This window comes from Nonomuraea sp. JJY05 (genome assembly GCF_043496855.1).
In the GTDB taxonomy this organism is placed as follows: Bacteria; Actinomycetota; Actinomycetes; order Streptosporangiales; family Streptosporangiaceae; genus Nonomuraea.
In genome coordinates, this window is the sequence record NZ_JBIEIS010000011.1 from 76,331 (window position 1) to 100,041 (window position 23,711).

22 protein-coding genes and 2 pseudogenes are annotated in these 23,711 nt (G+C 71.0%); 6 read left to right on the plus strand and 18 right to left on the minus strand.

The window, feature by feature from the left end; translation table 11 throughout:
* Positions 1–22 precede the first annotated feature (22 nt).
* On the plus strand, positions 23–580 hold the full coding sequence (locus ACFKCF_RS18945; RefSeq protein WP_394495209.1) for a CGNR zinc finger domain-containing protein: 558 nt from the start codon (positions 23–25) through the stop codon (positions 578–580).
* 43 nt (positions 581–623) lie between these two features.
* Here the strand turns inward: ACFKCF_RS18945 and ACFKCF_RS18950 are convergent, their stop codons facing one another.
* The 4 genes from ACFKCF_RS18950 to ACFKCF_RS18965 form a co-directional block, all read right to left on the minus strand.
* Entirely contained in the window at positions 624–1,157 is a 534-nt protein-coding gene (locus ACFKCF_RS18950) for a hypothetical protein (RefSeq protein WP_394495211.1), read from the minus strand.
* A gap of 168 nt (positions 1,158–1,325) precedes the next feature.
* The gene (locus ACFKCF_RS18955; RefSeq protein ID WP_394495213.1) at positions 1,326–1,862 is read right to left on the minus strand and encodes a hypothetical protein; all 537 of its coding nucleotides are present in this window, start codon (positions 1,860–1,862) and stop codon (positions 1,326–1,328) included.
* A complete protein-coding gene (locus ACFKCF_RS18960; RefSeq protein ID WP_394495215.1) occupies positions 1,859–6,436 on the minus strand; it encodes an amidoligase family protein in 4,578 nt (1,525 codons plus the stop codon). The genes ACFKCF_RS18955 and ACFKCF_RS18960 overlap by 4 nt, the downstream gene beginning before the upstream one ends.
* A complete protein-coding gene (locus tag ACFKCF_RS18965) occupies positions 6,436–6,819 on the minus strand; it encodes a YbaB/EbfC family nucleoid-associated protein (protein ID WP_394495217.1) in 384 nt (127 codons plus the stop codon). Before ACFKCF_RS18965 ends, ACFKCF_RS18960 begins: the two co-directional genes overlap by 1 nt.
* Positions 6,820–6,912: 93 nt before the next feature.
* Here ACFKCF_RS18965 and ACFKCF_RS18970 point away from each other — a divergent pair, with 93 nt between their 5' ends.
* The 3 genes from ACFKCF_RS18970 (at position 6,913) to ACFKCF_RS18980 (ending at position 10,666) form a co-directional block, all read left to right on the plus strand.
* The gene (locus ACFKCF_RS18970) at positions 6,913–7,218 is read left to right on the plus strand and encodes a hypothetical protein (RefSeq protein ID WP_394495219.1); all 306 of its coding nucleotides are present in this window, start codon (positions 6,913–6,915) and stop codon (positions 7,216–7,218) included.
* Between the two features lie 261 nt (positions 7,219–7,479).
* Positions 7,480–10,332 carry a hypothetical protein gene (locus ACFKCF_RS18975; RefSeq protein WP_394495220.1) on the plus strand — a complete coding sequence of 951 codons (2,853 nt, stop codon included), beginning with the start codon at positions 7,480–7,482 and terminating at the stop codon, positions 10,330–10,332.
* Between the two features lie 22 nt (positions 10,333–10,354).
* Positions 10,355–10,666 (plus strand): cytochrome P450, encoded by a 312-nt coding sequence (locus ACFKCF_RS18980; RefSeq protein WP_394495222.1) that lies wholly within the window; start codon positions 10,355–10,357, stop codon positions 10,664–10,666.
* A gap of 191 nt (positions 10,667–10,857) precedes the next feature.
* On the opposite strand, the gene ACFKCF_RS18985 is transcribed toward ACFKCF_RS18980, so the two are convergent.
* Positions 10,858–12,681: a carbamoyltransferase gene (locus ACFKCF_RS18985; RefSeq protein WP_394495223.1), complete on the minus strand. Its 1,824-nt coding sequence runs from the start codon at positions 12,679–12,681 to the stop codon at positions 10,858–10,860.
* Positions 12,682–12,686: 5 nt separating this feature from the next.
* A complete protein-coding gene (locus ACFKCF_RS18990) occupies positions 12,687–13,019 on the minus strand; it encodes an iron-containing redox enzyme family protein (RefSeq protein ID WP_394495225.1) in 333 nt (110 codons plus the stop codon).
* Between ACFKCF_RS18990 and ACFKCF_RS18995 the strand changes: the two genes are divergently transcribed.
* Positions 13,018–13,479: a hypothetical protein gene (locus ACFKCF_RS18995; RefSeq protein ID WP_394495226.1), complete on the plus strand. Its 462-nt coding sequence runs from the start codon at positions 13,018–13,020 to the stop codon at positions 13,477–13,479. The genes ACFKCF_RS18990 and ACFKCF_RS18995 overlap by 2 nt on opposite strands.
* A gap of 50 nt (positions 13,480–13,529) precedes the next feature.
* On the opposite strand, the gene ACFKCF_RS19000 is transcribed toward ACFKCF_RS18995, so the two are convergent.
* From ACFKCF_RS19000 to ACFKCF_RS19025, 6 genes and pseudogenes are all read right to left on the minus strand, one after another.
* The gene (locus ACFKCF_RS19000; RefSeq protein WP_394495228.1) at positions 13,530–14,402 is read right to left on the minus strand and encodes an SGNH/GDSL hydrolase family protein; all 873 of its coding nucleotides are present in this window, start codon (positions 14,400–14,402) and stop codon (positions 13,530–13,532) included.
* Positions 14,399–14,539, minus strand: coding sequence for a hypothetical protein (locus ACFKCF_RS19005; RefSeq protein ID WP_394495230.1), 141 nt, complete (start codon positions 14,537–14,539; stop codon positions 14,399–14,401). Before ACFKCF_RS19005 ends, ACFKCF_RS19000 begins: the two co-directional genes overlap by 4 nt.
* A gap of 272 nt (positions 14,540–14,811) precedes the next feature.
* Positions 14,812–15,765: a hypothetical protein gene (locus ACFKCF_RS19010; RefSeq protein ID WP_394495232.1), complete on the minus strand. Its 954-nt coding sequence runs from the start codon at positions 15,763–15,765 to the stop codon at positions 14,812–14,814.
* 71 nt (positions 15,766–15,836) lie between these two features.
* Positions 15,837–16,214 carry an amidohydrolase family protein gene (locus ACFKCF_RS19015; protein WP_394495586.1) on the minus strand — a complete coding sequence of 126 codons (378 nt, stop codon included), beginning with the start codon at positions 16,212–16,214 and terminating at the stop codon, positions 15,837–15,839.
* Between the two features lie 17 nt (positions 16,215–16,231).
* Positions 16,232–16,519, minus strand: a complete 288-nt coding sequence (locus tag ACFKCF_RS19020; protein WP_394495588.1) for an IclR family transcriptional regulator C-terminal domain-containing protein — start codon at positions 16,517–16,519, stop codon at positions 16,232–16,234.
* Positions 16,520–16,673: 154 nt separating this feature from the next.
* A pseudogene (locus tag ACFKCF_RS19025) lies at positions 16,674–16,733 on the minus strand (helix-turn-helix domain-containing protein); the annotation flags it as partial.
* 277 nt (positions 16,734–17,010) lie between these two features.
* Between ACFKCF_RS19025 and ACFKCF_RS19030 the strand changes: the two are divergent.
* Positions 17,011–17,820, plus strand: coding sequence for an alpha/beta fold hydrolase (locus ACFKCF_RS19030; protein ID WP_394495234.1), 810 nt, complete (start codon positions 17,011–17,013; stop codon positions 17,818–17,820).
* Here ACFKCF_RS19030 and ACFKCF_RS19035 read toward each other — a convergent pair whose 3' ends face one another.
* The 6 genes and pseudogenes from ACFKCF_RS19035 to ACFKCF_RS19060 all read right to left on the minus strand — a co-directional run bounded on the left by ACFKCF_RS19035 (position 17,821) and on the right by ACFKCF_RS19060 (position 23,621).
* Entirely contained in the window at positions 17,821–18,270 is a 450-nt protein-coding gene (locus ACFKCF_RS19035; RefSeq protein ID WP_394495236.1) for an IclR family transcriptional regulator, read from the minus strand. It abuts the gene before it with no gap.
* 143 nt (positions 18,271–18,413) lie between these two features.
* A pseudogene (locus tag ACFKCF_RS19040) lies at positions 18,414–18,650 on the minus strand (helix-turn-helix domain-containing protein); the annotation flags it as partial.
* 17 nt (positions 18,651–18,667) lie between these two features.
* The gene (locus ACFKCF_RS19045; protein WP_394495238.1) at positions 18,668–19,168 is read right to left on the minus strand and encodes an AMP-binding protein; all 501 of its coding nucleotides are present in this window, start codon (positions 19,166–19,168) and stop codon (positions 18,668–18,670) included.
* A gap of 103 nt (positions 19,169–19,271) precedes the next feature.
* On the minus strand, positions 19,272–21,224 hold the full coding sequence (locus tag ACFKCF_RS19050; protein ID WP_394495239.1) for an ABC transporter ATP-binding protein: 1,953 nt from the start codon (positions 21,222–21,224) through the stop codon (positions 19,272–19,274).
* A gap of 64 nt (positions 21,225–21,288) precedes the next feature.
* Positions 21,289–23,025 carry an ABC transporter ATP-binding protein gene (locus ACFKCF_RS19055; RefSeq protein WP_394495241.1) on the minus strand — a complete coding sequence of 579 codons (1,737 nt, stop codon included), beginning with the start codon at positions 23,023–23,025 and terminating at the stop codon, positions 21,289–21,291.
* The gene (locus ACFKCF_RS19060; RefSeq protein WP_394495243.1) at positions 23,025–23,621 is read right to left on the minus strand and encodes a TetR/AcrR family transcriptional regulator; all 597 of its coding nucleotides are present in this window, start codon (positions 23,619–23,621) and stop codon (positions 23,025–23,027) included. Before ACFKCF_RS19060 ends, ACFKCF_RS19055 begins: the two co-directional genes overlap by 1 nt.
* Positions 23,622–23,711 lie beyond the last annotated feature (90 nt).

Consider the following 23,711-nt stretch of genomic DNA (forward strand, 5'->3'; position numbering starts at 1 on the left):
TGTCACCTGTCAAACTGGTGATGTGAAGCATGTCTTTCTGTGCGGCGACCCCGCGCTCGACCTGGCCTGCACGCTCCGGGCCCGCCGCACCACGCGCTTCGAGACGCTGGAGGCCCCGGACCGGCTCGACGCCTGGTATCTGGAGTCCGGCATCGTCGACGCCGTCTCCCCCTGCCAGGAGGCCGACCTCGTCCAGGCGCTGGCGGTGCGCGAGGCCATCTACGCGCTGGTCACCGCCCGCCTGGCCGACGACGGCTACGATGACGAGGCGCTCGCCCTGGTCAACGAGACGGCGCGCAGGCCCCCGGCCACGCCCCAGCTCACCGCCGAGGGCCGGTGGGTCGAGGCGACCCCGGCGCAGGCGCTGTCCACTGTGGCGCGGCACGCGATCGAGCTCCTCAGCGGGCCGGAGGCGCCGCTGATGAAGGAGTGCGCCAACCCCGAGTGCACCAAGGTCTTCATCGACCGGTCGCGTGGCGGGCGCCGGGAGTGGTGCGGCATGGAGTCGTGCGGCAACAAGATCAAGGCGGCGGCCTACCGGGCCCGCAAGAAGGAGACCCGGACGGCCGGCGCCCGCTGACACTCGGGTGCCGCCGGATCACGGCGGCACCCGAGTTCGGCGATCAGGCCGGGTAGTCCTTGGGGTTGATCTGCGTGGCCTGCGCCTTGCCGCCCCTGACCTGGTGGAGGGTGATGGTCCAGATGCTGTACGAGGTGGCGGTGGTGACGAACTTCAGCCGGTCGTTGAAGCGCTGGTAACTGGCCCCCACGGCGAACCTGCGCTTGCTGGTGCTGAAGCGGGAGCCGGTGGTGAAGTAGATCCGGTACGACCCGTCCCTGACGTCCTTGATGCTCGCGGAGGACTTCGCGCGGACGTAGATGCTGATCGCCTTGGTCTTGCCCTTGACGAGGGTGACGACGCCGTCCCTCGGCGTGCCGTTCTTGATCTTCAGGACCCCCCGGCCGCCGCTGAGGCCGTCGTAGATGATCCTGCCGTTGCCCGGGCGGGCCGCGGCGGCGCTCTGCGAGGTCTGGGCGGCGGACTCCGTACCGGTCACGGTGGTGGCACCGGCCGGGGCGGCGGTCAGCAGGCCGGCGGTCAGCGCGACGGCGACGACACCGGCCCGCAGGGCGGCTCCTTCGAGAGGTTTCTTCACGACGAACATCTCCTTGAGCGCATGGTCACGGCCAGGGACAAACATAGAAGAAACCGGCGGATCGCGTACCTGTTATGTCCCAGGAGTGCTCTTCACTAAGTCGCGCAGGCGGGCCCACGGCGCCGGGGTGCCGGTCGGCCTGATGAAGAAGTCGCACGAGGTCCGGCCTCAGGTGCCGCCCCGCGCCCCCACGACGATCACGCCGGCCGCGTGCAGGCTGGTCAGCAGGGTCCAGTCGTCGGCGGGGTCGAGCCAGACCTGGAGCTCCGCCGGGCCCGACGGCCGTGGCAGCGCTCCGGCGGGCTCGTAGAAGGCCGAGACCAGGACCAGGGGCACCGGCGCCTCCCATCGGGAGGGGGTCGGTGGCTCGTGCCGTCCGCCGAGGAGCACGGCGCGCTCGGCCTCGTCGCAGGCGTCGAGCTCCGGCCCGGCCGCGAGCTGGGCCTGCAGCCTGACCTGCAGGTCCAGGGCGAGGCGGACCCGCGCCGCGGCGCGCTCGCCGTCGGTGGCGAGCGCGGCGTAGCCGGGGATGAGCATCCCGACCAGCTCGGCGTCGTCGTCGGCGTAGCCGCGGTGGGTCCCGCCCGCGTAGATCATTTCATAGCGGTACGGCCGGCCGTCGCCGTTGACCGGGGCGGCCGGAGGCGGCTGCGCCGCCGAGGTGTTGCGGATGATCACGGCACGTTTCGCGGTGCGGTCGCTCATCCCGCCGGCACCCAGCGAGTGGCCGCGAACAGGGCGGTGAGCTGCTCCTTGTCGGCGGCCCGCCAGAACAGCTCGTCCATCAGGACCCGGAAGGAGAGGCTTCCCCGCTCCGTGAGGTCCAGCCCGGGATTCAGCTTGAGGAGCTCGGCGTGGGTGCCCAGCCGGTCGATGCGCCCCAGGTTGGGCAGATCGCCCAGCATCGCGGTGCGGAACGCCGCCTCGACCGCCCCGAGCGACACCTTCACCTGTGACTGGATCACGGCGGCATCGAGCGAACCGTCCCACAGCCGCAGCTCGATGTGGTCCTTCGCGGTCCCCTTCATGCTCTCCATGTTCACCGCGGACTTGCGGTCGCTGCGCGAGTTCCGCACCTGGGCTATCGGCTCGTAGCCCACCGCGGGCACCTCGTTGGGCCGGCACTGCGCCAGGCCCCGGTGGCTTTCCCGCTCCGGGTTGTGCCCGAGTCTGAACAGGGTGTCGGTGTGATGGTCGGCGTAGTTCCGCACGCTGGTGTAGTTCTCCACGATGTGGTCGTAGTCGTGCGTGCTCACGTGGACGTGGCCGCCGGTCGAGGCGCTGGCGGTGCCGCCGTGGGCGCGGATGATCTGGATGGCGGTGTGCAGGTTCTCCCACGTCGCCCGCTCGTCGTACAGGATGGGCGAGATCAGCTCCCCGTCGACCGTGCCGTCCTGTTCCAGCCGCCACAGACCGCGCCCGCCGTTCTTCCCCGAGTGATAGCCCTGGTCCCGCATGGTGTGGTAGCCGTGCACCTCGGCGTCGCCGGTCAGACCTGCCTTGTGCAGGGCGCGGGCGATGGCCCGCAGGGCCTGGCGGGCGTTGTGCTTCGGCAGGTCGAACTCGAGCTCCACCCCGAACCCGCGCCCGCCGTCGCGTGCCCCCAGGGACGCGGTGGCGTTCTCCAGCATGTAGGGGATCACCGTCTCTCCCCTGACGGCGCGTTCCACCGCCTGATCGTAGGCGCGCCGGTACGCCGCGAAATCCCTCGTGAAAGACACCTCGGGGCGCTCCGGCCAGCGCTGCCACGCCCGGCTGCGGGCCTCCAGCGAGGCGACCCGCTCCTGCGCGGCCACGGCCGACGCGTCGGTGCCGGTGAACCGCGACACGGCGCGGCGCAGGGAAGGGTGTGCCTGGCGGAACGCCTGCTGCGCCTGCGCGTGCTCGCGGGCCGCGGCCTGCCGGGCGTCCCGGACGGCCGAGGGCGACAGGTCGTGCAGGCCCGGCGGGACATGCCGCGGGACATGCCGCGGGTCCGGACGCCTGACGACGTTCGCACCCAGGGCGTCGAGCACCCGCTGCCTGTCGACCGGGAAGAACGGGTCGACGACGTGCGGCAGTGCCGCGGTGACCTGCCGCACCAGCTGCTCGACGGAATGGTGGTGACCCGCGTCCCCCGCCAACCGGCGCAGCGGATCGAACACCCAGATCCTGGACGGCGACTCGGAGCCGGTGATCTCGGCGAGGCGGGAAAGGATGCGCGCCTCGTCCTTGCCCAGCTGCGGGATGCCGCGCTCGGCCGCGATCCGCAGCCCGTCCCAGAGGTACGGGTCGCGCGCCCGGTAGTCGGTGAGGCGGCCGACGAGATCCTCGCGACCGGCCGCCCGCGCCAGGTCGGCGCCGTGCGCCTGCGCGTCCTCGGCCAGGCGGACGAGCTGCTCGGTGGAGCGTCCCAGCCCGAGGTCGCCGGCCAGGCGCTCCAGCGGCGGGACGGTGTCACGGCCGGAGCCCGCGACGATCTCCTCCAGGCGCGCGGACAACCGCGCCGTCGGGTCGCGGAGATCGGTCAAGGAGTATCTGTCGGCCAGCAGCACCCCGTTCCACAGGTACGGGTCGTCCTGCCAGAACCGGTCCATGGCCGCGTGGAAGGCCGCGTCCCCGGTCGTCCCGGCCGGGAAGTAGCCGTGCTCGTGGGCCGCCCGGACGACCGGCAGCAACTGCCTGGCGTCCTGGATGCCGTGCCGGTCGAGCACGGGCCTGACGAAGTTCCGGGCCCTGGTGGAGGTGAAGGGCCTGTCCATCATCCCGATCATGAGCCCGATCGTGCGTGCCTGCTCGGCGGTCGCGTCACGGAGAGAGAACAGGGATTGGTGCCGCTGCCCCGTCCAGCGGTGGGCATCCGCCGCCATGGCCGTTCTGAGAGCTCCGACCAGGTCGGTACGGCCGCTCAGGCCGTCCGGGTCCATGCCCGATTGCCGGGCATGGTCGAAGAGCTCCGCCAAGGCGTCGAAATCGAGGTCCAAGCCGAGTTCGGCGGCCAGGTCGTGGAGGGCTCTTCGCGGGTTCGGCCAGGCGAGGATCCGGCTCATCGAGGCCAGGGCTCTGGCCGTCGTGTCGCTCTCGTCGACGATGGGCAGCTGTTCCACGAGGCTCCGGCCCTCCGCAAGGAGTTCCGCGTCCGGCACGGCCGGGGAGTTGCTGAGCAGTCGTTCGATCCGGTTCGGCGGGCCGTCGTGATGGGGGCGGCCGCTGCCGGGCGTCCAGCGGTGGAAGATCGCCGCGGCTTCGGCGAAGTTCCGGGGCCGCGGGTCCGCGATCGGAGAGAATCCCTCGGTGTCCGGGAGGCCGGGCATCTCGTGCGTGTTCGCCGGGTGCGGTGGGCGGGGTCCGGGATCGGGAGCCGCCAGGGCGCGGTCGAGTACCGGGCGTACCTCGGGCAGCGGGCCGGACCTGGGCACGATGGGCTGACCGCCCTGGAGGTCCGTGCGCGCATGCTGGTGCGCCTCCGAGATCGCCGGTGCCCGCTGATCGGCCTCCGGGATCGCCGGTGCCCGCTGATCGGCCTCCGGGATCGCCGGTGCCCGCTGATCGGCCTCCGAGGCTGCCGGTGGCCGGTGATCGGTCGCCGGCGGGTTGCTGGCGTCGCGCGGCAAGGGAGCGGGGTCGTCCGTGTGCCGCTCCCGGGCGACCGGTGCCGTTTCGGTGGTTCTGGGAGGCGGGCTGTCCTGACCCTGGTGGTGGTTGTCCTGGTCGGCGGCACCGGCACCGGCGTCGTCCGGGGTCGGAGTGATGATCGCGGGGACCGTGGCCGGGAGCAGCGACGCGCGCGGGAGGCCGCCCGGCGTCGCGGGCTCGGCTCGCGCGGCGACAGGTGCGGTGTCGCCCAGAGGGGCTCGGGCGGCGGGGGCGGTGTCGCCGATCGGGGGCCGGGCGGCGGGGAGGTTCTGGTCCGGTCGTGCGACAGTGCCGCCCTGATCGGGTCGTGCGGAAGTGCCGTTCTGCTCCGGTCGTGCGGGGGTGCCGCCCTGCTCGGCTCTGTCCCCGGCCGGGCTGTGCAGGAGCACGTCGTGGCGCCGGGTGACCTCGCCGGCGATCACCTGGCCCTGGTGCGGTTGGGGCAGGTTGGTCCCCGCTTCGGGCGGCTGCCGGTTGATCAGGGTGCCGGCGTCGGCGTGCGGTCCGGGCCGAGGGCGGTGCTGCCCCAGGGTGGTGGAGTCGCGGCCTGCCGGAGGGGCGGTGCCGTGCCGTACGGGCCGGGGCGAGGGCGAGGGCGGGAGCACGGGGAAGGGCAGGGGCAGGGGCGGGGGCTGATCGCCGGAGGAGGGCGGCGGGTCGGCGTCGGCGTTCGGGGTGGTGGCGGACGGGCTGTCGCCGAGCTCCGCGACCGCCCGCATCGGGATGTGGCTCACGCGTGCCGAGGCGGGGATGTCGAGCCCGCCCGCGACGCCGGAGAGGAAGGTGTACGCCAGGTGCTCGCCGTCGAGCTGCCCGCTGAGCGCCAGCCCCGGGACGGCTCCTGCGGTGCCCGCCGTTCCTCCCAGCAGCGCCTGGCCGTACATGCTCTGCGCGATCGCCGCGATCTTGTCGCGTACCGCCAGTTCGGCCTCGGACGCCACGTACACCATCGGCCGGCTCAGCAGCCGGGACAGGGCCGCGTTCGCGCCGGCGAACAGCGCACCGGTCAGCGCGCCGCTGCCGAACGACATCGCCAGCGACGCGAGGTCGTAGTCCCCCGCCTCGCGATCCCCCCAGATGCGCTGCGCCACCTGCACGCCGAGGTCCAGTCCGCCCATGATCCCGGCGAACTTCAGCATGTTGACCAGGACGAGCCGCTTCAGCGTCTGGATGTTCACCTGGGTCAGCAGCGTGTTGTGCTGGATCAGCTTGAGAACGGCCGGGCCGTTGACGTAGATCCACACCAGCAGCTTGACGATCATGGCGCCGAGCAGGGCGAGCGAGGCGTAGATCATCCACTCGGTGTGCTGCATCCGCACGCCGTGCTCGCGCAGGGCCGCCGCCTCCTCCCGGAGCCTCTTCTCCAGGAGGTCGATCAGCGTCTCGTCCGAAGGGGTGCCGTCCGCGTCCGGCTGTCCGCCGAGCGCGCTGAACACCTGCTCGAACGTGTCCTTCGCGGCGCCCTGCCACTGCTTGTCGCGCAGCGAGCGCACGACCGCGGCGGCGTCGTCCGACCTGATCGCGGCCAGCAGGTCCGCCAGGTTCTCCAGCACCTGCGCCTCGGCGAGGACCCCGTCGACGTCGGTCTCCGGCAGCGCCCCGCCCGTCAGCGGCAGCGCCAGCGGCTTCACGATGTCGGGCACCAGGCTGAGATCGAGCCCCATCACCGCGGCTCTGGCGTGCCGGGTTCGGGCAGGAACGACTCGAAGTTGGTTCCTTCCCCGAACAGGTCCTCGAACGGGAGATCCGGCACGCCGAAGGGCTCCATCAGCTCCTTCATCTCGGTGGAGACCTGCCTGGTCGCCCGCCCGATCTGCTCGACGACGGAGGCGGACAGCTCCGACGGGGACAGCTTGCGGTAGACCCTGGGGTCGAACTCGATCGTGCGCACCTCCCCGCGGGGACCGACGGTCACGGTCACCATGCCGTCCTTGGACTTCGCCGTCGCCGACAGCTCACGCACCCTCTCCTGCATCTTCTTGAGCTGTTCGGTCTGCTGGTTGACCTCCTGGACGAGTTGTTCCAGCAGCCGCCACGGCTCGTCCATCGTCACCTCTCATACGCACCAAAAACCTCAGAAGCCCCATTCTTTCCCGATTCTTCCACCGATGTCTGCATGTGCCAGCTAGGCTCCCCAGCCGTGGAGTACGACGGCGTCGTCTACAGCAAGAGCCATCTCCACCGGCTGGCGAGCGCGGCGGACGGCATGGCCGGTGACGTGTCCGAGACCCATGACCGGTTCGAGGCGGCGTCGAGCGCGGCACGCACCGCCCTCGGCGACGACGACTACGGCCGCGCGTACTGGCAGGCGCGCGGGCAGCGGATGGAGAGCATCGGCAGGGGGCTCGAGCTGCTCGCGACCGCGCTCCGGGAGCAGGAAAGCCGGCTTCACCGGGCATCGAAGACGTACAAGGCCGGCGAGGACGCCAGCACCCTGCGGACCTGAGAGCGTCACGCGGGCCGGCTGGGCACAGATCGCCTGCGTCTTGCCCGGGTGATGATCAGTGTGGCTACCACGGCGTCGATCACGGTCTGAGGCGAGGCCGACTCGCCCTCAGATGCACCGCGATTGCCGACGGCCCTTCGTTGGTGATCACGATTCCGCATCTTCCTCTCCTGCTGTACGTGCTCGGCCTGGAATATGCGGAATGTGGAGGTCTCAGCGGAAGAGTCCCGCCCGCGCCGCCGGAGGGCACGGTGGCTGAGTGTGGGGGTCGTGCTCCTGGCCGTCGGCGGCGGCCTGCTGGCGATGGCGCGCGTGGACGTGCCGCCGCTGCCGGAGGACACGCCCGTCGAGCAGCCCACGGACAGCCCGTCGCCCGCCCCGCCACGCGTGACGCTCGACCCGCCACGCGTGCCGGCCGGAACCGAGGAGGTGCGGGTGAACGCCGCCTGCCCGTCCTCCTTCACCGTGAGCTCGGACGCCCTCCCCTACGACATGTCCCTGGACCCGCCGGGCGGCGAAGTGGAACTCGTCGAGAACCTCACCCCCGGCAAGTACCGGGTGCTCGTCAATTGCGAGGAATCCTCCCTGATCGGCACCGCCGAGCTCGTCGTCATGAACAGCACGGCCACGCCCGCCCCGTCCGTGCAGGCGCGGATCGCCTCCACGTACGTCACGCTCACCCAAGCCCGGCCCGGCGCCTGGCGCGCCCATCCGCAGGTCAGGGGCAGCGACGTCGGCGCCGAGCCGGGCGACGTCCCCTACGAGCTCACGGTCACGCACGAGCTCCGGGTGCCGGCCGACGACCCCGACGTGGCCGCCCTGCGGTCGGGCACCGCCGCTCTCTACCCCGACGCGTTCGCCACGAGCAGGCTGGGCGACATCAACCCGGATCCGAACTCCTCCGATCTGCCGGTCGCCTTCGCCCCGCCCGTCGTACGACTGGAGCGCGGCGCGAGCCAGGCCGTCGTCACCCTCTCCGGCCGGACCTACGGCTTCGCCGACCCGGACAACGGCGGCCTCGTGGGCATCGAGTACTCGCCACCCAGCGGAGAAGACGTGCTCCCCTTGACGGCGCACGAGCTGGTCATCTCCGCCACCGGCTGGACGGTCGGCGGCACGCGCGGCGCACCTCCGCTGACCCAGGACCGGCACTACCTGCGCGTGAACGCGCAAGGCCAGATGAAGGCCGGTTTCCTCAAGGACGGCCTGACCGGGTCCGTGGCCGGCTATCTCTTCGATGGCGGAGTGATCAGCCAGTACATCGAAGGCAGCGAAGAGCCGCGCGTCGTTCCGGACGAACGGGCCGAGCCCGAGTTCTTTCCGCGGAGCTGGACGGCACTGCAGACAGTCTTCGCGGGGGCGGCCGTGCTTGCCCTGCTCTACGCGTTCGTCCGGGCGCTCGGCGCCGCCTGGTGGGCGCGACGCCGTAACCGGGTGCTCGTGCTGTTCTTGTCAGCGCTGGTCGTGGGGACGTTCACGGGGCTGGGCCTAACCATGATCTTGGTTGCTCTGATCGGCCTTCCGCTCCTGTCACTCATCTCGGCCGCCCGCGCCGTGAGCGACGCCCGCCCGGCGCCGGTCGCGGCGGGAGCGGCGGCGCTCACCGGCACCGGGCTCTCGCTGTGGGCTCTGTGGATGCTCACCGACAACGCAGTCCTCCTGTGGTCGCCGGCCGCCCTGGTGGTCGCCATGGGCGTGACGGCGGCGGTCCCCCGGTGGCGGCGCACCCTGCCGGTCGTCGCGTTCGTCGTGCTGGTCGTCGGCGCGTTCCTGGCGGGACGGGTCGTCGTCGGCGGAATCGTCCCCGGCCCCTTGCTGTGGTTCTCGTTGATCGCCGTGTGCCTGTCCGTGCTGGCTGTCGGCTGGGTCACCGAGGCGAGCCACCGATGGTCCGCGCGCACCGCGGCCCTGTGCGTCGTGACCGTGCTGGTGGCGGTCGGCGTCCCGTCCTACGCGGCCGAGAACCAGTGGACCGTGCTGGGATTGACCGCCGACGAAACCTGGCGGGACGCGCGGTTCCTGGCGACGGGCTACTGGCTCACCACGTACGGCACGCTGCTGCTGGCCCTGGCCGCGCTCATCATCCGGGTACGCCGCATCGGCCAGGAGAGCGCCGCCATGACCGCGACGATCGCCTATTACACGGCCGTGCTGATCCTGCTCCTGCTGCGCGGGTGGAACGCGGTGGGCACCGATTACTTCGGGCTGACGCTGCTGCTGGCCTGGGCGGGCATCGCGTGGCTGCTGCCTCGCGGCACCGCGGCGGGACCCGTGGCGGTCATGCCGGTGTCGGCTGCGGAGCACCAGACCCTCGTCCGTGACATGCTCAGGCGGCGCTCCGTCCGCCTGGCCCTGACCGGCCTGCTGCGGCAGGGGCCGGCGGGTGACGGCTCGCCGTCCGACTTCGAGGAGCAGCGGGCGGCGCTGGAACGGGCGAGCGACGAGCACGCCGGGCCCGTCGACTCCGACTTCGCGCTGGCCACCGTCGCGGGGCGGACGCCGTGGCAGAACGCGCTGGCCGCGCTCGCCATGGGAACACTCCTGTCGCTGCCCTTCTCGACCGTACGGATCGTCGTCTCCGCGGACGCCTGGAGTGGCGACGACACCCAGCCCCTGCTGGTGGCTTTCCTGGCGTTGCTCTCGCTGCCCGCCCTCTGCATGATCTTCGGCTACTTCTACGCGCGGGTGCGCGGCGACAACCCCATCGCGAAGTCACTCGCGCTGCTGGTGGCCGCGCTTCTCGTCGAGCTGCCCGTCTACGTCCAGACACTCGTCGCCGTCACCGCCGATCCAGGGGTGCCCACGACACCGCAGCCCACGTCCGAAGAGGCGCTGATCGGCACGCTCGTCGCCGTGGGCAACATCGCGTTCGTCAGCATCGGGCTGGGGTTGTGGTGGGAATGGCGCCTGATGCGGCTGGCCGGCGAGCCGTGGGCGCGCGTCAGGAGCATCCGCACCCTGCGCACGCTGGGAGCGCCGCTGGTCGCCGTGGTCATCGCCATCGCGACCACGGCCGCGACCGCCCTGGTCAACAACGTCATCGCCCCGCTGCCGGTCGCCCAGGTGGGGAACACCCCCGGCGAGAGCACGCCGTCCCCCACCCCTCGCCCCTGACCCGCAAGAGAGGGTGACGGTCTTGACCCGGCCGGCACGGTCGTGCCGCCCAACCTGTGGGCAGCACGACCACGACCCGTCGGTTCTCCAGGACCCCCTGCGCTTCGACGTGCGCCGATTCACCGGCACCCCGTCCACCCCGCACCTGGCATTCGGCCCCGGCCCGCACTACTGCCTGGGCGCGAACCTGGCCCGCATGGAACCGCAGGAAGCGTTCCGCGCCCTGGTGACGCGCCTGCCAGGACTGCACGCGCAGAAGGAGGAGCTGTCGGCGGTCGCGTGGAGCGACGGGTTCGTCTACCGGCCACTCCGGCTGCCGGTCAAGACAGGCTGAGCCCGCAACGGGGTGAAATAGCTGGGAAGCCCGGGTGACCTGCGGCGGCGCAGCGGATCGCGCGTCGCCCTGACGACCATTCCGACCGGCACGAACACGGCCACCCACACCACGTCCAAGAGCAGGCTCACGCCGAGCCCGCGGATCCTTACCAACATGTGTCCTCCTTTACTCCTCCCGCCGACCGTGCTTCAGTCGAGCGGGATCTTCTCGCGCCGGTCGTCCTGCTCCGACCAGGCGGGCTGAGCGGCCTTCTCCAGCAGGAACGGCCCCATCGCCAGCAGGTCGATGTCCGTCCGCATGAAGCACCGGTAAGCGTCCTCCGGCGACTCCACGATGGGCTCGCCCCTGACGTTGAAGGACGTGTTGACCAGTACGGGACAGCCCGTCCGCGCCTTGAACTCGGTCAGCAGGCGGTGGAAACCCGGGTTGGTGTCCCTGGACACCGTCTGCACCCGGGCGGAGTGATCGACGTGCGTCACCGCGGGCACGGTGGACCGCATCACGCGCAGGCGCTCCATGCCGGTCGCGCCCTCGCGCTCGTCCGTCCGCAGCCGCCGGCCCTCGGCCACGGGCGAGACCACGAGCATGTACGGGCTGGGCTGGCGCACGTCGAAGTAGTCCGTGGCGTCCTCTTCCGGCACGGCGGGCGCGAACGGCCGGAACGACTCCCTGAACTTGATCTTCAAGTTCATCACCGACTGCATGTCGATCCTGCGCGGATCGCCGAGGATCGACCGCGCGCCCAGCGCCCTCGGCCCGAACTCCATCCGCCCCTGGAACCAGCCGACGACCTTCCCCTCGGCCAGCTCGCCCGCGACCCTTCGGGCCATCTCCTCCTCGTCGAGGCGCGTGTACGGCAGGCCGCTCGCGTCGAGGACGGCCCTGATGTCCCGCTCGCCGTACGCGGGACCGAGGAAGGCGCCGCGCATGGCATCGGCCCCCGACGCGACGTGGTCGCGCGCACCGCCCGCCGCCAGCAGGGCCGCTCCGAGCGCCCCTCCCGCGTCGCCCGCCGCGGGCTGCACCCAGATCTCGTCGAAGATCCCCTCCCTCACGATCTTCCCGTTGGCGACGCAGTTCAGCGCCACGCCGCCGGCCAGGCACAGCCTCCGCTCCCCGGTCCGTTCCCTGGCGGTCCGGGCGAGGCGCACCATGATGTCCTCGGTGACCTGCTGGACGGACGCCGCGAGGTCGAACTCGCGCTCGGTGCAGGGGCCTTCGGGCTCCCGGCGCGGGCCGCCGAACAGCTCCTCGAACCGCTCGCCGGTCATGACCTCGCCGTACTGGAACTCGAACGCGGACAGGTCGAGCCGGAAGGAGCCGTCGGGGCGCACGTCCACCAGCCGCTCCCTGATCAGGGACGCGTACCGCGGCGTGCCGTAAGGGGCGAGGCCCATGAGCTTGTACTCGCCGGAGTCCACCTTGAAGCCGCAGAAGTAGGTGAACGCGGAGTACAGCATGCCGAGGGAGTGCGGGAACCTGAGCTCGCCGATCGGTTCGACGCGGCCGCCCGTGCCGTGCCACAGGGAGGTGGTGGTCCACTCTCCGACGCCGTCCACGCACAGGACCGCCGCCGACTCGTACGGGCTCGGCAGGAAGGCGGAGGCGGCGTGCGACTCGTGGTGCAGGAAACGCCGGATGGGCGGCACCTCCCCGAGATCCATCTCGGCGAGCCGATCACCCACCGTGTCCAGGGTGCGCGCCTTCCAGCGCAGCCACTCCGGCAGCGCCCGCCGGAAGGCCCGCCGTCCTTTCGGGGCCACGCCGGCGAAGGTCGCGAGGACCGGGCGGAACTTCAGCGCCGGATCCTCGTAGTAGGCGACGGCCGCGAGGTCGTCGAGCTTCGCGCCCGCTTCCTCCAGGCAGTACGCGATGGCCTGCCGGGGGAAGGACGGGTCGTGCCTGCGCCTGCTGAACCGCTCCTCCTGGGCGGCGACGATCCTGCCGCCGTCCACGAGCGCGGCGGCGCTGTCGTGGTAGTAGGCCGAGATGCCTAGCACGAGATCGGGCATGGGGATCAGCTCCTCGTCGGGACGCGCGTGCGCAGCGCCGCGTAGAGACCGGCCACGCGTCCGCCGGGAGGGTTGAGGGACCTGTAGCCGACCCTGATCCGTTCCCAGGCGGCCGTCACCCCCTCCGGCCCGAGCACCCGCGGCAGGTCGGCAAGGTAGGTGTCGATCGCGTCGGCCGCCCAGGCCGCATGGCCGGTGGCGACGTTGTCGATGGTGTTGTGCAGGTCGACGAACAGGGTGCTGTAGCCGTACCGCCTGAGCGCGGCAGCCGCCCTGCGGTATCCGCCGCCCACCCCGGACAGCTCCATGGCGAGGTTGAGCCCGAGGATCTCCGGCATGAACGTGCGGGGGAAGCGGGAGATCGCCAGCCAGAAGACCGGCTTGGCGAACGATTCCTCCCTGAAACCCGGCCAGCCCGCGTACTCCGGCGCGGAGGTCGGCGGCGTAGAGCGCCAGGATGCGCATGGTCAGCTCGGTCTCGGCGTTCCCGGCGGCGGGCAGCCATTGCAGCCACGCCCCGGCCACCAGACCCATGGGCGCCCAGGCGAGCACCGCACGCGGAAGAAGCTTCGCGGGGTCGGCCGCGACCAGGCGCTCGCGGTAGCCGCCGATCTCGGTCCCCGCCCAGTCCCGGGCCTGGCCGATCAGGTCGTCCGGGCCGTCGCAGGGCGCACCGTCCGGGAATCCGAACTCCAGCGGCGAGAAGACCCCTTCGGGGTCCAGGGAACGCAGATACAGATCGCGATCAGAACATCGGATAGATGGACGCATCATGTTGCCGCTTCTTCTTCTTTTTGAATCTCTTGAAGAACGCGGCCGTCCGTCGAATTCTTGGCATTGTCCCTTCCTCAGGCGAGGCCGAGTTCCGAGCTGATGATCCGCGCGGCGGCCGCGTATCCCCGGTCAGTCATGTGCACCCAGTCCGTGAAGAGCCAGGCACCGGGTTCCACCGCGTCGGGAAGGGCCGAATTGAGGTCGAGGAACGGGATGTCCCGTTCCTTGCACACCTTTCTCAGGCCCCAGGAGTAGGAGGCGTGCACCTCGGGTTTCAGCACCGGCCGGAAAAGGTGCCAGAAATCCGCCATGAGGGCTTCGTCTTCTTCGAAGAGCAGGGCCTCCTCGGGGGAGGCCGGCTTGTCCGTCCACGGCGCCGTCGCCTGCAGCGCATAGTGGACCCGCGCGCTCGTCGGCCCTGCCAGCGACAGCAGCCGGTCCAGGTCGAGCGCCAGGTTCTCGAGCGCCGTCCGGATCCGCTCCTCCATGTCCGGCCCGAACGCCGGCTCGGGCTCGTCCTCCGTATGACCGAGCCGTCTCGCCGCCCGCGCCAGCCGTCGCAGCACGTCCACCGGCACCGCGGGAGTTCCCTCGTCCAGCTGCCGGAAGAACCCGTCGGACATGAAGAACTGCGGGTAGTCGTGCCCGGGGTCCGGCAGCCCGGCGATCACCAGGTTGTTCAGCCCGGAGACCAGCACGATGTCGCTGATCTCGGGAAGGTCGTGGCGGTGCATCAGGAAGAGGATCACTTCCTGGGTGGAGTTGAAGGCGGGCGCCCCCATGTTCAGCCACGGCGTGCCCGAGTCGATCGCCAGGCGCGAGGCGATCGTCCGCTCGTCGCCGGTCGCGCCGTACCCGAAGGCGGGCGAGCCGCCCAGGATCAGGCTCACCGGTCCGGCAGGCCGCTCGTGGTACACGGAGTAGGCGCCTCGCTCGTCGCGCGTCAACCGGAACCCCGCCGGTCGGTGTTGATGACCTCCGAGTGGTATTCCGCCCGGTTGAAGAACACCATGTACGGGACCCAGCGAATGTCGACCTGCCCGGTCGCCGCGGGGTCGCCGATCAAGAAATTGCCGTACTCCATCGCCTGAGGAGTCAATCTGGAGCGATGTTCCACAACACACCCCCGTTCGACTTTTCTGGCTTTCAGTACACATCCAGATGCGCGACAGCTGACCCCTAATTTTTCCGCCGACCCCATATTCGGCAGCACGAAATCGCCACCATTCCGGAAACAGGGCAACGAGCTCGAGGTATTTTGTGGCATCTCGCGCCCGACCCCTCGTTGACCCCTCGTTGGCCGCGATCATGGCCCGCCGAAATGCAGCACATCTCACCGGCGGGATCGCCCGGCACTCAGCTGGTGACGATCACGTCGCGCAGGAGGAAATAGCTGACGGAGTGGGCCTGCAGGTAGAGGTGGAATTTCGCGGCCTTCGCCCTGGCCGACTTGTCCGCGGTGACGATCGTGACGACCACGTATTTCTTTGCGGGATTCGTGCGGATCTTCCCGTACGCGTACGTGGGCAGGACCATGTCACTGCGGATGTTCATCGCGTTGGAGTTGAGTTTCGCCAGCCGTGTGGCGGCGGTCCTGGCGGCCTTGTCCGTCGGGAACGTCATCATGACCTGCACCGCCTTGAGGTGCCCGCGGTAGGCCGAATAGGCGATCTGAACGGCGCGCTCGCAGTTGTTCTTGGCCAGCACGCCCTGGCCGTCCACCGGATCGCAGGTGTCGTACGTCCAGCCGTCGACCTTGTTCGCGTCGAACTTGACGCCGCTCAGGTTGAATTTCCAGTCGTCGAACTCGGAGTCGGCGATCGGCGATCCCGCCTGGGCGCGGGACGAGGGGGACGGGGTGGCCGGCGCGTCCGGCGACGGGTCGGACTGCCGGGGCGCCGCCGTGGGGAGCGACGTGGCGGTGCTCGGCAGGGCGATGGCGGGCTTGGAGCCCGGGGAGTTCAAGTAGGTGACCGCGCCGATCGCGGCGCCGACGAGGAGGACGCCCAGGCCGGCGGACAGTGCGATGATCAGGGTCCTGTTGCGGCGGGGAGGCAGGGCGTACTCGTCGTAGGCCAGGGGCAGGGCGTACACGTCGTCCTGGATGTACTGGGTCTGCGGCCCGGGTGACCAGGGCGGGCCCGCGTGCCAGGGGTGGGGGTCGGGCCCCTGGCGGGTGACCCGCGGTTCGTGGCCGGGCTGCGGGGCCGGCTGACCGTACGGCGGGCGGCCGTGGCCGGGGCGGCTGTGCGCTCCCCGCTGTCGCGGGTCCCACGGGTCTTGTGGGTGGGGGTGTGGAGGGTAGGCCATTGGCTCATTGTGGGATGGTCAATGGCCGTTGCCGCTGATACCCCGCCAAAGGGCATCAGACTGAACCCGGCCTACGGGCGCGTACGTACAAGACCGAGGTCCTTGACGACGACGCCTTCCTTCATCACGATCTCGATGTGCGCGGGGCCGGCCAGCGCGTGGATGTCCCGCAACGGATCGGCGTCGGTGACCACGAGGTCGGCGAGCTTGCCCGCCTCCAGGGTGCCCACCTCGCCGGAGATGCCGAGCAGTTCGGAGGCGGTGCGGGTCCCGGCGACGATGGCGGCCATCGGGGACATGCCGAGCTCGACGAGATGGCCGAGCTCCCGCAGGTTCTCCCCGTGCGGGCAGACGCCGGCGTCCGTGCCCAGCGCGATCCTGGCTCCGCGCTCCTCCAGCAGGTCGAGTCCTTCGTCGTCGATGCCGTACCCGTGCTCGACGCTGGTCACCCCGCCCCGCAGGGCGGTCAGGATCCCCTTGCGTCGAAGCCCAGCAGGACCTCCTGCTTCTCGACGGCGTAACCCCGCTCCCTGACGACCGCGAGCTGTCGGCGCAGGTCCTCCACGGACGCGACGGTGCGCGGCGTCAGGCGCGGCAGGCCGGTGCGCGCGAGGCGGCGCAGCCGTTCCTCGAGGTCGGGGAGGTTCGCGAGCAGGGCCTTGCCCGTCGCCGTGCACGCCGCGGGCAGGCGCCCGCCGACCCGGGAGTGGGTGTTCGCGTTCGCCTCGCCGGCCACCTTCTCCACGTAGAGCACGTGACCGCGGTCGAGGACCGCCAGGTGGATGGTCGCCCTGGTGGCGGCGAACAGGTCGTTGAGGAGGGGCCACGCGGCGCAGCACGGCGGAGACCGGCACCCGCTGGCCCAGCTCGAACATGCGCATGCCGAGCTGGTAGGAGTCCCCCTTGCGCTCCAGCAGCCCCCATTGCACCAGCTCCTGCGTTAGCCGGTACGCCGACGCCTTCGGCACCCCCCGAGCGCCGGCTGAGCTCGGTGAGCCGGAGCTGGACCGCCCCCGACTCGAACGCCCCGAAGATCAACTAGGCTTTACCGAGGACCGAATTGGGGTATTCCTCCTCGCCGTCGGGGCCGGCCGGCGCCGCCACGAACACCTGTGAGGACATCGGAACTCCCCTCGCGACCACTTTTCCATTTGTCCCATGAATAGTGCAGAGGGTGTGAAATGTAGGTTTGGCCGACGCTCCGATGTAAAGATCAGGTGACGGCCTGGCACGGGGGAGGACCCCTTGGACATCACGGCGCCGCCGCGCTTCGGGTACGCCGACTCGCCCTTCGGCCAGCTCCACTACGCCGAGCAGGGCGCGGGCCGTCCCCTGCTGCTCCTGCACCAGACCCCGAGGTCGTGGGACGAGTTCCGCGAGCTGATGCCCCTGCTGGCGCCGCACCGGCGCGTCCTGGCCATGGACATGCTCGGTTTCGGGGCCAGCGCGAAGCCCCCGGCGCCCCACACGATCGAGCTGTTCGCGGCCGGCGCGCTGGCGCTGCTGGACGGCCTCGGCATCGAGCGGGCCGACGTGCTCGGCCACCACACCGGCGGCGCGGTGGCAGTCGAGCTGGCGGCGTCCGCGCCGGAGCGGGTGGGCCTGCTGGTCCTGTCGTCGGCCCCGTGGGCGGACGCCCGCTACCGCGCCTCCCACGCGCACGGCCCGGGGGTGGACGAGGCCGAGCCGTCCCCGGAGGGCGACCACCTGATCAAGCTGTGGCGGTTGCGGCAGCCGTACTATCCCGAACCGGTCACCGGCCTCCTCGACCGGTTCGTCCGCGACGCCCTCGCGCCGGGGGTCGATCCGGCGGAAGGCCACCGGGCGTGCGCGCGCTATGTCATGGAGGACCGGATCGGCCTGGTGACGGCGCCCGTGCTGCTGCTGGCCGGCGCCGCGGACCCGTTCGCGCTGCCGAACCTGGTCCCGCTCCGGGAGCATCTCACCGGGGCGGCGAGCGTGACGTCGGCCGTCGTCGAGGGCGGCACGATCCCGCTCATGGAGCACAAGCCCGCCGAGGTCGCCGCGGCCGTGGCGGCGTTCCTGACGGCCTGATCAGGTCCGGCCGCCGTCGGCGGCCATGATCGACTTCGTGATGCGCCTGCTCACCATGCTGAGCAGGCCCACGTACTCGTTGACGTCGGCGCGGAAGGTCGGCGCCGTCACCGACAGCGCGGCGACCATGGTCCCGGTGGCCCCGGTGAGCGGGATGGCCACGCTGAGGTAGCCGACCCGGGTCCGCTCCCGCTCGACGGCGTACCCGGCCTTCCTGGCCTGCTGGATCTCCTGGGCGAGCAGCTTCGGGGCGGTGACCGTGCGCGGCGTCACGCGGGCCGGCGGGGTGGCCACGACGTCGCCGAAGAGGGCCGCCGGGCCGAACGCCAGCAGGGCCTTGCCGGTCGCCGTGCAGTGCAGCGGCATGCGGCCGGCGATGCGCGACGGCCTGGACACCTGGCCGTGGCCGGAGACCTTCTCCAGGTAGATGACCTCCAGCTCGTCCAGCACCGCCAGGTGGATGGTCCCCCCGTCGCCTGGTAGAGGTCCTCCATGAAGGGCCGCGCCGCCTCCCGCAGGATCCGCTGGCGCGGCACGCGCTGCCCGATCTCGAACAGGCGCATGCCCAGCCGGTATTCGGGCCCGCGCCGCTCCAGCAGGCCCCACTGCAGCAGTTCCTGGGCCAGCCGGTGGACCGACGCCTTGGCCACGCCGGTGCGGCGGACGATCTCGGACAGGCCCAGGCTCTCGTCGTCCGGGCCGAAGGCCTCCAGGATCAGCCGCACCTTGCCCAGTACGCGCCGCCTCGGCGCCCATGAAGTTGAACGCGGTGACCCCTCCCGCCGGCAGATCTCCCAGAACCGGGAGGCGGAGAAGCGGTGATGGGCCACCAGCGTGGCGCCGGAGATCAGCGCGGGCAGCAGGCCCGCGTGCCGGACGCCGGCGAAGTGCGGCAGCAGCGCCCCCTTGGCGCGGCCGGTCGTCCCCGAGGTGGCATGACGAGGGCGGGGTCCGCCGGTCCCGGACGCCGTGCCGGAAGGCGGTGCGGCGCGGCCAGCAGGTCGTCCAGGTCGGCGACGAGCAGGCGCGCCCCGGCGGCCCCGGCGAGCCGCCGCGCCGCGTCGAGCCGTACGTCCAGGGCCAGCGGCACCTCCACGGCGCCGAGCCTGGCCAGGGCGAACATCGCCTCGACCAGGCGCGGCCCCGGAGGCAGGCACGTGAGGACCCGGTCGCCGCCCGCCACCAGACCGGCGAGCCCGCCCGCCACGGCGGTCGCCCCCTCCAGGCACTCGCCGACCCGCAGCGAGGCGCTGCCCTCGAACCGCACGAGCTCCGCCTCCGGCGCGCCGGCCGCCCGGCGCTCCAGCAGGTCGAGCATCGTCTCCGGCGCGGCCGTGACATCGTCCATGTTCTCCCTCACGGGGTTGTCCCTCACGAGATGGCAGGATGTCCCACCGCCGTCCCAGGGACCACGGCGGGTGGATCGATGTACGGACCGCCGGGGAAGGGGTCTAGTCCACCTCCACGACGGCCTCGGCGAACTGGGCCGAGTACAGCCGGGCGTAGGCCCCGCCCTCGGCCAGCAGCGACTCGTGCGTGCCCTGCTCCACGATCCGGCCGTCCTCCATGACCAGGATCAGGCTGGCGTCGCGGATCGTGGACAGCCGGTGGGCGATCACGAAGCTGGTGCGCCCCTCGCGCAGCGAGCTCATCGCCCGCTGGATGAGCACCTCGGTACGGGTGTCGACCGAGCTGGTGGCCTCGTCCAGGATCAGGATCGCCGGCTCGGACAGGAACGCGCGGGCGATCGTGATCAGCTGCTTCTCGCCCGCGCTGACCGTCCCGCCCTCCTCGTCGATCACCGTGTCGTAGCCGTCGGGCAGCGTGTGCGCGATGCGGTCCACGTGGGCGGCCTCCGCGGCGGCCTCGATCCGCTCGCGGGTGGCGCCTTCCGCCCCGTAGCCGATGTTCTCCGCGATCGTGCCACCGAACAGCCAGGTGTCCTGCAGCACCATGCCGATGTTGGCGCGCAGCTCCTCCCTGGACATCTCGGCGATGTCGACGCCGTCGAGCGTGATGCGGCCGCCGGTCACCTCGTAGAAGCGCATGATGAGGTTGACCAGCGTCGTCTTGCCCGCTCCCGTGGGGCCGACGATGGCCACGGTCTGGCCGGGCTCCACGGTCAGCGACAGGTTCTCGATCAGCGGCCGGTCCGGCGTGTACCGGAAGGAGACGTTCTCGAACGCCACCCGGCCCCTGACCTGCGCGGGCCGCTCGGGCTCGGCCGGCTCCGGCGACTGCTCGGGAGCCTCCAGCAGCTCGAAGACCCGCTCGGCCGAGGCGACGCCCGACTGCACCATGTTCGCCATGCCGGCCACCTGGGTGAGCGGCTGGCTGAACTGCCGCGAGTACTGGATGAAGGCCTGCACGTCGCCCAGCGAGATCGAGCCCGAGGCCACCTTGAACCCGCCGACCACGGCGACCAGCACGTAGTTGAGGTTGCCGATGAACATCATCGCCGGCTGGATGGCCCCGGAGATGAACTGGGCGCGGAAGCTGGAGGTGAACAGTGCGTCGTTGTGCTGCTCGAAGATCTCGGCGGCCTCCTTCTGCCTGCCGAACACCTTGACCAGCGTGTGCCCGCCGTACATCTCCTCGATGTGGCCGTTGAGCTTGCCCGTCGAGGACCACTGCTTGATGAACTGCGGCTGCGAGCGCTTGCCGATGACGGTGGTGACGTAGACCGACACCGGCACGCTGACCAGCGCGATGAGGGCCAGCACGGGCGAGATCCAGAACATCACCACGAGCACCGCCACGACCGTCAGCACCGAGGAGATGAGCTGGCTCATCGTCTGCTGCAGCGTCTGGGCGATGTTGTCGGTGTCGTTGGTGGCGCGGCTGAGGATCTCGCCGCGCGGCTGGCCGTCGAAGTAGCTCAGCGGCAGCCGCCCCAGCTTGGCCTCGATCCGCTCGCGCAGCCGGAACGCCGCCCGCTGCACGACGGTCGTGGTCAGCCGGAACTGCACGATGCCGAGCAGCGCCGCCAGCACGTAGATCGCCAGCACCCAGGCCAGCACCTGGGCCAGCGCGGTGAAGTCGATGCCGTGGCCGGGCACCAGGTTCATCGACGACACCAGGTCGGCGAAGGTGCCCTGGCCCTTGGCGCGCAGCCCCGCCACGGCCTGTTCCTTGGTGATCCCGGCGGGCAGCTGGGCCCCGATGATGCCGGCGAAGATCAGGTCCGTGGCGTGGCCGAGGATCTTGGGGCCCGTCACGGTCAGCGCGACGCTGGCCGTGCCGAGGGCCAGGACGACGGCCAGCAGCGTGCGCTCGGGGCGCAGCAGCCTCAGCAGGCTGCGGAGCGTGCCGCCGAAGTCGAGGGCCTTCTCGGCGGGCCCGGACATCATCCTGCCCGGCCCGAAAGCGGGCTGGGGCCGGCGCGCGGGCGCTTGTGTGGTCATGAGCCCTCCTTCGTCGGTCTCATGACCACAAGGCTGTGCTTATTGATGACCTCGACAAGCTCGGTCATGCCGCGGCCTCCTGTTCGGTGAGCTGGGACAGCACGATCTCCCGATAGGTCGGGCAGGTCGTCATGAGCTCGGCGTGGGTGCCGCTGCCGACCACGCGGCCGTCGTCGAGCACGAGAATGCGGTCGGCGTCGCGGATGGTGTTGACCCGCTGGGCCACGATGACGATCGTGGCGTCGGCGATCTCCTCGGCCAGCGCCGCGCGCAGCCGGGCGTCGGTGGCGTAGTCGAGGGCGGAGAAGGAGTCGTCGAACAGGAAGATCTCGGGCCGGTGCACCAGTGTCCTGGCGATGGCCAGGCGCTGGCGCTGGCCGCCGGAGACGTTCGTGCCGCCCTGGGAGATCGGCTCGTCCAGGCCGCCGGGCATCGCCTCGACGAACTCGCGGGCCTGGGCCACCTCCAGGGCCTTCCACAGCTCCTCGTCGGTCGCGTCCGGCCTGCCGTACCTCAGGTTGGAGGCGACGGTGCCGGAGAAGAGGTAGGGCGACTGCGGGACCAGGCCGACCGCCCGGGAGAGCGCGGCCGCGTCGAGGTCGCGCACGTCGACGCCGTCGACCAGCACCTCGCCGGCGGTCGCGTCGAACAGGCGCGGGATCAGGTTGAGCAGCGTCGTCTTGCCGCTGCCCGTGCTGCCGATGATCGCGGTGGTACGGCCGGGCCGCGCCGTGAAGCTCACGTCGCACAGCACCGGCGCCTCGGCGCCCGGGTAGCGGAAGTCCACCGCCCGCAGCTCCAGCTCGCCGAGATGTCGTTCGGGGGTGATCGGCTTCGCCGGCGGGTGCACGGTCGGCTCGGTGTCGAGCACCTCGTCGATGCGCTCGGCGCAGACCTCCGCCCGCGGGATCATCATGAACATGAACATCGCCATCATCACCGACATGAGGATCTGCATCAGGTAGGAGATGACCGCGGTCAGCGCGCCCACCTGCATGCTCCCGTCGGCGATGCGGTGGCCGCCGAACCACACCACGGCGACGCTGGAGACGTTCACCACCAGCATGACCGAGGGGAACATCAGCGCCATCAGCCGCCCGACCCGCAGCGACAGGTCGGTCAGCTGCTCGTTGGCCCCGCCGAAGCGCTCGCGCTCGTGCTTGTCGCGGACGAAGGCCCTGATGACCCGGATGCCGGTGATCTGCTCGCGCAGCACCTGGTTGATCCGGTCGATGCGCTCCTGCATCGTGCGGAAGAGCGGGCGCATCAGCACCACGATCACGCCCACGATGACGATCATCACGGGCAGCACGACGAGCAGCAGCGACGACAGCGCCGCGTCCTGGCGCAGCGCCAGCACGATGCCGCCGACGCACATGATCGGGGCCGCCACCATCATCGTGAACGTCATCAGCACGAGCAGCTGGATCTGCTGCACGTCGTTGGTGGTCCGGGTGATCAGAGAGGGGGCGCCGAACCTGTTGACCTCCTGGGCGGAGAAGTCCTGCACCCGGTGGAAGATCGCGGCCCGCAGGTCCCTGCCCAGGGCCATCGAGGTCTGGGCGCCGTAGTACACGGCCACGATCGAGCAGACGATCTGGATGAGGGTCACACCGAGCATCACCAGCCCGATGCGCATGATGTAGCCGGTGTCGCCCTTGACGACGCCGTCGTCGATGATGTCGGCGTTGAGGGTGGGGAGATAGAGCGTGGCCAGGGTCTGCACGAACTGGAAGAGGACCACGAGTGTGATCTCTTTCCCGTACGGCCTGAGCTGGACCCGCAGGAGACGGAGCAGCATCAAGAGGCGCTTTCTGTCGATGGGGTGGTGGCGGGCCGCACGAGCAGCCCGTCGAGCAGGACGGAGACGATCTCCTCGTCCTCCAGGTCGCCGAACTCGCCGATCCGGCCGAAGCCGCGGTGCTCGCTCGACGCGATCAGTACGACCAGCAGCTGCGCCGTGGCCTGGGGAGAGCGGCGCAGCCGGTCGCGGTCGGGCTCGATCAGGGCGGCGAGCCCGTCCACGATCAGGCGCCGGCCCTCCATGATCTGCTGGAAGAACTCGGCGTCGTCGGCCATCAGTTCCTTGGGCACGGCCATGAGGTTGGCGTTGGCCCTCATCCCCTTCCGCAGCATCGCGACCGCCTCGCTCAGCCGCGCGCGCAGCTCGGCCCGCGTGCCGATGGCCGCCAGCGCCTGCGCCGCCGGCCGGGAGTCGAACGCGACCATGAGCGTCGCCCGCAGCAGCGAGGCTTTGTCGGGGAAGACGCCGAAGATCGTGCCCTCGGCCACGCCGGCGGCCTCGGCGATCTGACGGGTGCTCACCGCGGCGCCGAACTCGCGCAGCAGGGGCAGCGTCGCGGCGATGAGCGCGGCACGGCGGTCTTCCGGGGCCATGGCCGGCACCCTTCGCCTCCTTGTGGTCATAGCGGGCCATCCTAATGAGCGAGCACTCACTCGTTCAAATGGTTATGTGTCAGGGTCAAC